The sequence below is a fragment of the Brumimicrobium oceani genome (assembly GCF_003143775.1).
Lineage (GTDB): Bacteria > Bacteroidota > Bacteroidia > Flavobacteriales_D > Crocinitomicaceae > Brumimicrobium > Brumimicrobium oceani.
On sequence record NZ_QFRJ01000001.1, the window covers coordinates 667213 to 675880 of the forward strand.

The 8668-nt window shown below is 33.2% G+C and carries 7 protein-coding genes and 2 rRNA genes; 6 read left to right on the forward strand and 3 right to left on the reverse strand.

The features are described from left to right. The first annotated feature begins 172 nt into the window (after nt 1–172). From DIT68_RS02885 to DIT68_RS02910, 6 genes are all read left to right on the forward strand, one after another. Entirely contained in the window at nt 173–1057 is an 885-nt protein-coding gene (locus DIT68_RS02885; protein ID WP_233244139.1) for an endonuclease/exonuclease/phosphatase family protein, read from the forward strand. 149 nt (nt 1058–1206) lie between these two features. Beyond that, entirely contained in the window at nt 1207–2157 is a 951-nt protein-coding gene (locus tag DIT68_RS02890) for a hypothetical protein (protein WP_109358306.1), read from the forward strand. A 221-nt stretch (nt 2158–2378) separates the two neighbouring features. Beyond that, a complete protein-coding gene (locus DIT68_RS02895; RefSeq protein ID WP_109358307.1) occupies nt 2379–2732 on the forward strand; it encodes an FEKKY domain-containing protein in 354 nt (117 codons plus the stop codon). Between the two features lie 139 nt (nt 2733–2871). After that, entirely contained in the window at nt 2872–3306 is a 435-nt protein-coding gene (locus DIT68_RS02900; protein WP_109358308.1) for a hypothetical protein, read from the forward strand. A gap of 186 nt (nt 3307–3492) precedes the next feature. Beyond that, nucleotides 3493–4557 carry an arsenosugar biosynthesis radical SAM (seleno)protein ArsS gene (gene arsS, locus DIT68_RS02905; protein ID WP_109358309.1) on the forward strand — a complete coding sequence of 355 codons (1065 nt, stop codon included), beginning with the start codon at nt 3493–3495 and terminating at the stop codon, nt 4555–4557. A gap of 70 nt (nt 4558–4627) precedes the next feature. Next, nucleotides 4628–5236 (forward strand): TIGR04282 family arsenosugar biosynthesis glycosyltransferase, encoded by a 609-nt coding sequence (locus DIT68_RS02910; protein ID WP_109358310.1) that lies wholly within the window; start codon nt 4628–4630, stop codon nt 5234–5236. Between the two features lie 86 nt (nt 5237–5322). On the opposite strand, the gene priA is transcribed toward DIT68_RS02910, so the two are convergent. The 3 genes from priA to DIT68_RS02925 all read right to left on the reverse strand — a co-directional run. Further along, the gene (gene priA, locus DIT68_RS02915) at nt 5323–7806 is read right to left on the reverse strand and encodes a replication restart helicase PriA (protein WP_109358311.1); all 2484 of its coding nucleotides are present in this window, start codon (nt 7804–7806) and stop codon (nt 5323–5325) included. 551 nt (nt 7807–8357) lie between these two features. Continuing rightward, nucleotides 8358–8471 (reverse strand): 5S ribosomal RNA (gene rrf, locus DIT68_RS02920). A 77-nt stretch (nt 8472–8548) separates the two neighbouring features. Then, a 23S ribosomal RNA gene (locus tag DIT68_RS02925) occupies nt 8549–8668 on the reverse strand; the annotation flags it as partial.

Consider the following 8668-nt stretch of genomic DNA (forward strand, 5'->3'; position numbering starts at 1 on the left):
ATTCTTTATTTCATTATCACTACTGCTTATACTCATAAGTTTGTTGCCCTTTATTAAGCACACGCATTGGGTCTTTCGCGCTTCAGAATTTGTTAGCCTACAAGTTTTTGTCCTTCAAATAATTGCAAGTTTTGGAATATTTATCTTTGCCGAGAGAACAACATTGTTTTGGGTGGTTGCACTCGTTCAATTTGCATTCTTAATTTATCACATTTATATTTTTTCACGTTTTACTAAATTCTTTAAGACCAAGAATCGAGAAAGCGAAAACAGGCAAAGTATTCAAGTTATTTCCAGTAATATTTATCAATTCAACAAGGAATTTGATCGTTTCAAACGCTTTATTCGAAAGGAAGATCCTGATCTATTTATTACTATAGAAAGCAATAAAGATTGGGAAAAAGCGATGAGAGAACTGGAAGAGTATTATCCTCATAGCGAAAAGATCACCTTAGAAAACACCTATGGAATGCATTTATATTCCAAAATACCCTTTGAAGAAATTACGACTCATTACTTTGTTGCCGACGATGTACCAAGCATTGAAGCACATATAAAAACGGAAGATGGAGAAGATTTAATTTTATTTATCGTTCACCCTCCTCCGCCAAGTCCAACGGAAGAAGAAAACTCCAAAGAAAGAGATGGCGATTTAATGTGCATTGCAAAACGAATTCAAGAGTTAGACAAGCCCGTTTTGGTAATAGGTGACTTTAACACTGTAGCTTGGTCAAAAATTTCAAACTATTTTCGTAAAAAAAGTGCTTTAATAGATGGAAGACATGGCCGAGGAATTCTAGCATCCTTTCACGCGAAATATTGGCTATTAAGAGCACCACTAGACCTAGTCTATCATAGTCCATCAATATTCCTAAAAGAATTAAAAGTTTTGGAAAACATAGGATCAGACCACTTTCCTATTTTTTGTGAATTTTATTTAGACAAGCAAGACAACAGCCAAAATGATGAAAAAGAAAGCATCTCCAATGAAGAAAATATTGAAACAGAAGAAATAATTGAAGAAGGAAAGAAAGAAGAAAGTTCAAATCGCAATTAAAAAAGAAGTAATCAAATAGCGAATTCTGATTCTACTCCCTTGATGCGTTAAGCATTAAAATCAGTAGCGATTTCTCAATGCCGAAAACATAGAAATCTAATTGTCAACATTTTGATTTGAATATTTTTTAATCCATTGATTTAGAACAAATGTCCATCAAGAGAAAGCTTCTCTTCATTATCACTTTCAGTCTAACTGCGTGTTTCGCATTTACCCAAGATTATTCTTCTTATTATCAAGGGATAAATAAAGCACGAAAGGCAATCGCTCTGGGAAATCATAAGAATGGAATAGAATTCTATTATGAAACTTTCATAAGGTATGATTTTGTTTTTGCTAGGGATTGTTACAATGCCATTGAAATATCAGCATTTGAAAACGATACGATTAGACTAAACTATTTCATCAGAAGAGGCTTAAAACAAGGAGTAAGCTTTCAATTAATTTCTAGCATTAAGAATCTTGAAAAATATCAAGGTGCTAACTTTTTTACAGAAATTACCATTCAGAAAGACAGTCTAGCCAATATTTATTTGGAGTCCATTAATCATGAGATAAGAAAAGAAATGAATGAGATGTTTAAGGTCGATCAAGATTTGAGGGAGGAATACTATAGTCGCATTCTGTTCAGAAGAATTAAAATTGGAAAGAAGTGGGAGGAATTAAATAGAAATCAAGTTCACAGAATTATTGAAATGACAAGAGAGCATGGTTTTCCAGGAGAAAAACTAATTGGAATCGACACCAAAGCAATGCATCCTAAAATTGGAGACTATAACTTATCTGCCGGAATGCCCATTGTAATTTTCATTCATCACTACAGCAAACCCAATACCTCTTTCAATTCTCTATTGTTTGAAGAAATTCAAAAGGGTAATTTATACAATGAACATTTCGCTACAATTTCAGACTTTGAAGTAAAGTTTGGGAAAAGTAAACACAGTAATTTTGGATTTTTCTCCTTTAAGCAAACTAGAAAGAACGAAAATCCTTTAAAAATCGATCAAAGAAGAAAACAAATTGGTTTAATAACCTTAGAGGAGGAAAACAGCTTAAAATCTGTAAAGATTATTTCCAAATTCTGGAATAGATTATACTAATCCATAGGGCTTATCGAGCTTGTCAGAAGTAACGCCATACACTTTACACCAACGCCTTCAGAAGAAGATAAAGTAATCGAATTTCAATTTATTTACAGAAAATAAAAAAAGACTAAGCTCCCGTTCTTTAGCGTTGTTTTTAGTATAGAAATTCAATTATTTATCAAGTTCCAAAATAAATAGGAATAGTTTTTATATCTTTAGTTGAAACTCATGGGACTATGACAAGAAGAAGAAAAAGAAACATCATTATTGTTGTTCTATTTGCTGGATTAGTGGGCTGGCAATTTGGACTTTTTAATCGTTATAATTATTTAACCGCAAAAATTGCTATTCTACGCGATGCTCCAGTTATAGTAGAAATTGGTGATCCTGAGCCTTGCGGTGAGCGCTGCATGGAAATCAGAGAAAAATATGGATTTACAGTTGAAAATTTCGGGACTAAAGTGACTGGCTCTCAACTCAGGGGAATTAAAGATTATAATTTTGAAATCAAAAATTACATGATTCGAAAGAATGGTGAAAACTGGGCGGAAAAATATAAAGACGAAATTGACATTTTACCCCATGAATAGCAGCTTAAATGAATAATGCAGTTCTTCCATATTTTGAGATATCACCATAATTTAACGGAATAACGTCTAAGTCCGTGAGTAAAATAATATATTTCTAACTTCGCCGCGATTACTGACAGCTAAACAATTAAATATTTTCATGGGAATTTTCAAGAATATTTTTAGGAAAAAAGAATTAATGATCACCGACACTGAATTAGGGCCACTAAAAAGTTACAGAAATAAAGGAACAAAAGTGCTATGGAAAACCAAACGAAGTTTTCTAGGGAGTAGTGTTGAAATATTAATCCATGGTAATCATTCTAAATTAGAAACAAACCAAAAAAGAATTCTACTTGAAGCGTTAAACAATGAAGATCTAATTAGAAACCAAACAGAAAAATTATTAATTCAACAATTTGAACATTCTGTTATGAATTTCACTTCAATTAAAGAACTTTATGATGTTTTAGAAATAGAGACCAACAATAAAGGATTTGAATTAACTTTACAAGAGAAAGACGGTCAATTCAGGTTTTTTACATTTTGTTTTAAAAATGGAAAGAAAACGGAGCTCAAAATAGAAGAATACTAACTTGAAAAATTTACAAGTGAGAGAACAACCACCTTTTTATAATTTAGACCAAAATGATTAAACGCAACTAATGACGCAAAATCAGATAATATCTCAAGTATTTTTGTCTATTTACAAACATTCTAAACAATTTCATTAGTTTTATGCTCAACATACGTTGTAATTAAACTAGAACAAAAATATAATATGGCAGAAACCCTAAAGAAAGACAAATTAAAATCTTTAAAACGTAGAAAAAGTTACCTCTCAGAAGCCAAAAATCAAATTGAATTACTTGAAAGAGATCAATTGGTTGGAACAAAATTTATTGATAAACTAAAAGAAAACAATCAATTTCCACTGAAAGCCAGAACAACAAACATTCTACAACTTAATTTAGGGTATATGTGCGATCTAACATGCGAACATTGTCATGTTGATGCTGGTCCAGATCGAAAGGAAATTATGACAAAGGAAACTTTGGAACATGTGCTCAACGTGATTGACAGCACCGATGTTCACACGGTAGACTTGACAGGAGGAGCTCCAGAAATGAATCCTAATTTTCTTTGGTTAGTAGAAGAACTAACAAAAAGAAATGTAAAAACGATTGTTAGAAGTAATTTAACCATTCTAGTTTCTAACAAGCGCTACAGAACTTATCCCGAATTTTTCAAAAAGCATAAAATAGAAGTAATCGCTTCATTGCCTTGTTACACCAAAGAGAACGTGGATAAACAAAGAGGAAGTGGGGTTTTCAATAAATCTATTGAATCCTTACTCATCTTAAACCAATTGGGCTACGGACTTGAAGGCACTGAACTAAATTTACATTTGGTTTTTAATCCGGGTGGAGCAAGTCTACCTCCGGAACAATCTGCATTAGAAAAAGATTATAAGGTAAGTCTAAAAGCAGATTGGAACATTGAATTCAATTCTCTTTATACTATAACAAACCTCCCGATTTCAAGATATTTAGATTTTCTGTTAGCAGCCAATAAATACGAGAGCTATATGGAAACTTTAATTAACGCCTACAACCCTGTTGCCGCTGAAAACGTCATGTGTAGAGATACAATTTCTGTCGATTGGGAAGGTTATTTGTACGATTGTGATTTTAACCAAATGTTACAATTAAAAGTTTTAGGTAAAAGAAAACATGTAAGTGAATTTGACCAAGAAGAACTCTTAAAAAGGAATATAATGATTGGACAGCACTGCTATGGCTGCACCGCTGGGGCAGGCTCAAGTTGTCAAGGAACAACAACATAACAAGAATAAATTCAAATTGTAGCACTTTAGCTTTTCAATAATTGCATAATATTTTAAAAAAATCAGTAAAATGAATTCAAAAAATGCCCTGATCATAATGACTAAAAATCCAGAATTGGGTAAATGCAAAACTAGGCTAGCCAAAACCTTAGGTGATGAAAAGGCTTTAGAAATATACGTTCAGCTCATTGATTACACAGCAAAGATAGCTAAGGCTTCCAAAGCAGATTTGTTTATCTACTCAACAGATACATTAGTAGACCGAAAACGCTGGGAAAGTCCGCAAACATATTTTAGCATCCAAAGTAAAGGAGATTTAGGCCAAAGGATGAGTACAGCTATCGAAAATATCAAGCATCAAGGATATGAAAAAGTAATCGTGTTAGGATCTGACTGTGCAGAAATAAACGAGCAGGATATAAATTTTGCCTTTACGCAATTGGATTCAAACGATTTTGTTTTAGGTCCAGCGTTAGATGGTGGCTATTACTTAATTGGCATGAAAGAGCTTAGCCCTACTCTATTCTCCAATATGGCTTGGAGTACAGCAAATGTATTATCTGATTCTATTTTGAGAATAAAAGAAAAACAATCTTCTTACTTTTTGCTAGAAGCTAAATCTGATATTGACTTTGAAGAGGATTTAGAGCGCAAAGGATACGTAAGCTTTAACCTATAAAAAGTTCATAAGAATAGCACTGATAATTTTATGAAACATCAATTAGCAATTTAAGAAAATTAGGATACTAAAATACGTATCCATTCTTAAATAGGATCGACATCGATGACTAATCTCACAGATTTATTATGTGCGAGGCTATAAAATTCATCTATTTTCTTCTGTAGTATTTTTTTTACTTTTTTATTTGAAGCATCGCGCTCTACCTTTAATCGAATTACTTTCAAATAACTATTTTGTATTCGTTTTACCACAGGAAATTCCGGTCCTAAAACACGACTTCCAAAAACTTGTTTCATTCTATCAGCCAAATCGGCCGCCATCATATCTAACTTGTTCGGATCCTTATGCTTTAAAGTCAAATTAATCATTTTGTAAAATGGAGGATAAAAATAATTTTTACGCTCAATCAATTCATTTTTATATAATCCCATGTAATCGTGATTAATCACGTGCTGAATGATCCAGTGATCAGGGTCGTAGGTTTGAATAATTACAGTTCCACGTTTTTTCTTTCTTCCAGATCTTCCTGCCACTTGAGACATCAATTGGTAACTTCTTTCAAAAGCCCTGAAATCAGGACGATTTAGCATCATATCTGCATCGAGAATTCCAACTAGACTCACATTATCAAAATCAAGTCCTTTAGTTACCATTTGGGTACCCACAAGAATATCAATTTTTCTATCATCAAAATCCCTTAGAATGTTTTCATAGCTATTTTTTTGACGTGTCGTATCTAAATCTAATCGCTGAACACGCACCCCAGGTAAAATAATACTTAATTCGTCTTCTATCTTTTCCGTTCCAAATCCAATCATTTTCAACCGATTACTTTGACACTTTGGACAAGCACCAACCGGCGGAGTAAAATAACTACAATAATGACATTTTAGAATATTGCTATTTTTATGGTAGGTCAAAGAAACGTCACAGTTTTTACAGTGCGGATTCCAGCCACACACCTCACATGCCCATACCGGATTATAACCTCTCCTGTTTTGAAAGAGAATAATCTGTTCTTTATTTTCTAAAGCAGTTTTCATATGCTCTACCAAGAAACCAGAAAAATCTGATTGCATAGTTTTTTGCAATTTTTCTTTTTTAATATTAGCTGTAAAAATTTCTGGCATCTGAAGATCTCCAAATCGTTTGTCCAATTTTACTAGACCATATTTTCCCTCTTCAGCATTAAAATAGGTTTCCAAAGCAGGAGTAGCTGAACCTAACAAAACTTTAGCTTCATGGAAAGCACGTAAAACTATGGCAGTATCTCTTCCGTTATACCTTGGACTAGGATCGTATTGCTTAAAAGAAGACTCATGTTCTTCATCAACAATGATTAGTCCCAAGCTTCTGAAAGGTAGAAAAACGGCACTTCTTGCACCTAAAACAATTTGGAATTTAGATGTATCGTTATGTAATAGGGAATTCCAGATCTCAACTCTTTCATTTTGATTAAATTTTGAGTGATAGACCCCAACCTTATCTCCGAAGTATCGCTGCAAACGCTGAATTAGTTGAGTTGTTAACGCGATTTCAGGAAGAAGAAAAAGAACTTGTTTACCTTGATCTAACTGCTCTTGAATTAATTCTACATAAATTTCAGTTTTCCCTGAGCCCGTTACACCATGTAAAAGTGTAACATCCTTTGATGTGAATGACTCTCTAATTTCGTTTAACGCCCTTTGCTGTTCGCTAGACAATTCCATAAATTCCTTATCGGCGTCCTCTTTAGACTCCAATCGAGAAATTTCTATTCTTCTAATTTTTAGAATATCATCCTTATCCAACGTATTGATAGATGAGGCAGATACTCCTTGTTCTATCATATCAGCTCGTAAAATTGGCTTAGAAACACCTTGTTTAAACCCACCCAATTGAATGTATGTCAACAAAACTTCCAATTGTTTTTTCTTGCGTTTATCTTCACTGAACACCTCAATAATGGCTTTTAATTGCTCATCCGATTGATAATCTTCAGAGAGTTCAACAAAAAGTTGAGTCTTAGGTGTATATTTTTGCTTTAGATCTTCCTGAGTAATAACCACTCTTTTCTCAATTAGAGCCTTTATAACGGGTTGAATTGTTTTAATTCCAAGAATATCAGAGATTTCCTTTAAGTCCAGTTCCTTCTGGATCTCTAACGCTTCATAAACCTGATATTCTTTATCGGTGAGCAGATCCAAGTTCATTTCAAACTCTGGATGCAATAACACTTTTGTTTCACTACCCAATTTAAAATTAGAAGGCAAAGCGGCATTCATTACATCACCAAGGGGAGACATATAATATTCTGAAATCCAATTCCATAATTTAAATTGTTTACCAGTAATTATGGGAGTCTCATCTAAAACAGCCTCCACATATTTAGATTGATAACCTTCAGGAACTATTTCATGAATTTTAATTATAATTCCAGTCTGCAATTTAGACCTTCCAAAGGGTACAACAACCCTAACACCAGTTTTGATATGACCATTCATTTCAAATGGAACTCTATACGTAAACGCATTGTTAATAGGTACTGGTAGTATAACGTCTACAAAATATGTTTTTCTTTCTTCCACATTTCAAAGTTAAGAATGAAGAGTAATATAATGCCAGAATCACTAGAATTTTATAGTAAGAACTACAATTTGATCATCCCCAATACTTATAATCACTCTAAAATATCACATGTTCAGACACATTACACTTTAAGAATATCTTGCTAATTTTAATTTGAAATCCTTTGATGCAAAATTTTGAATGATTTACATTCATAGGAACATAAACATTACTCAAAATATGAACTAAAGCGAACAATAGAATATTGAAGAGTTACAAAATCTTAAGTTACTTAGCGATAAGAAAATCCAACAATCAATGAATACGAAAAGAATAAGATAATGGCTGTATAAAGTAAGTTATTCTAGGTTACGTCGCTCTGACTATAACCTAATGTATTAATCAAAAAACTGAGACAAACAAATGAGATTTTCTTAGAAATAGGTTCACCAGAATCTTATAGCAAAACGAAAACCCTATCCGTCGGCTGAAAATCATTATCACAACAAATAAACAAACAAATCTCCATAAACGCAAAAAACCTCATACATTCCTGTATGAGGTTTTTAAAAAGTGGCGTCGTCTTACTCTCCCACCCTTAAAAGGGCAGTACCATCAGCGCAAGCAGTCTTAACTTCTCTGTTCGGAATGGTAAGAGGTGGACCCTGCTGCAATAGACACCGAAAATCTTGATTAGCTATGCTAACACAAATATTTTGGTTGCTATGAAAATATTGGGTGATTGAAATAGTAACAGTAGAGAACTATAAGTTTACGGGTTATTAGTACTACTCGGCTTTGACATTACTGTCTTTACACCTGTAGCCTATCAACGTGGTAGTCTTCCACGGCCCTTAAAAGATTTCTCATCTTGAGGTGAGT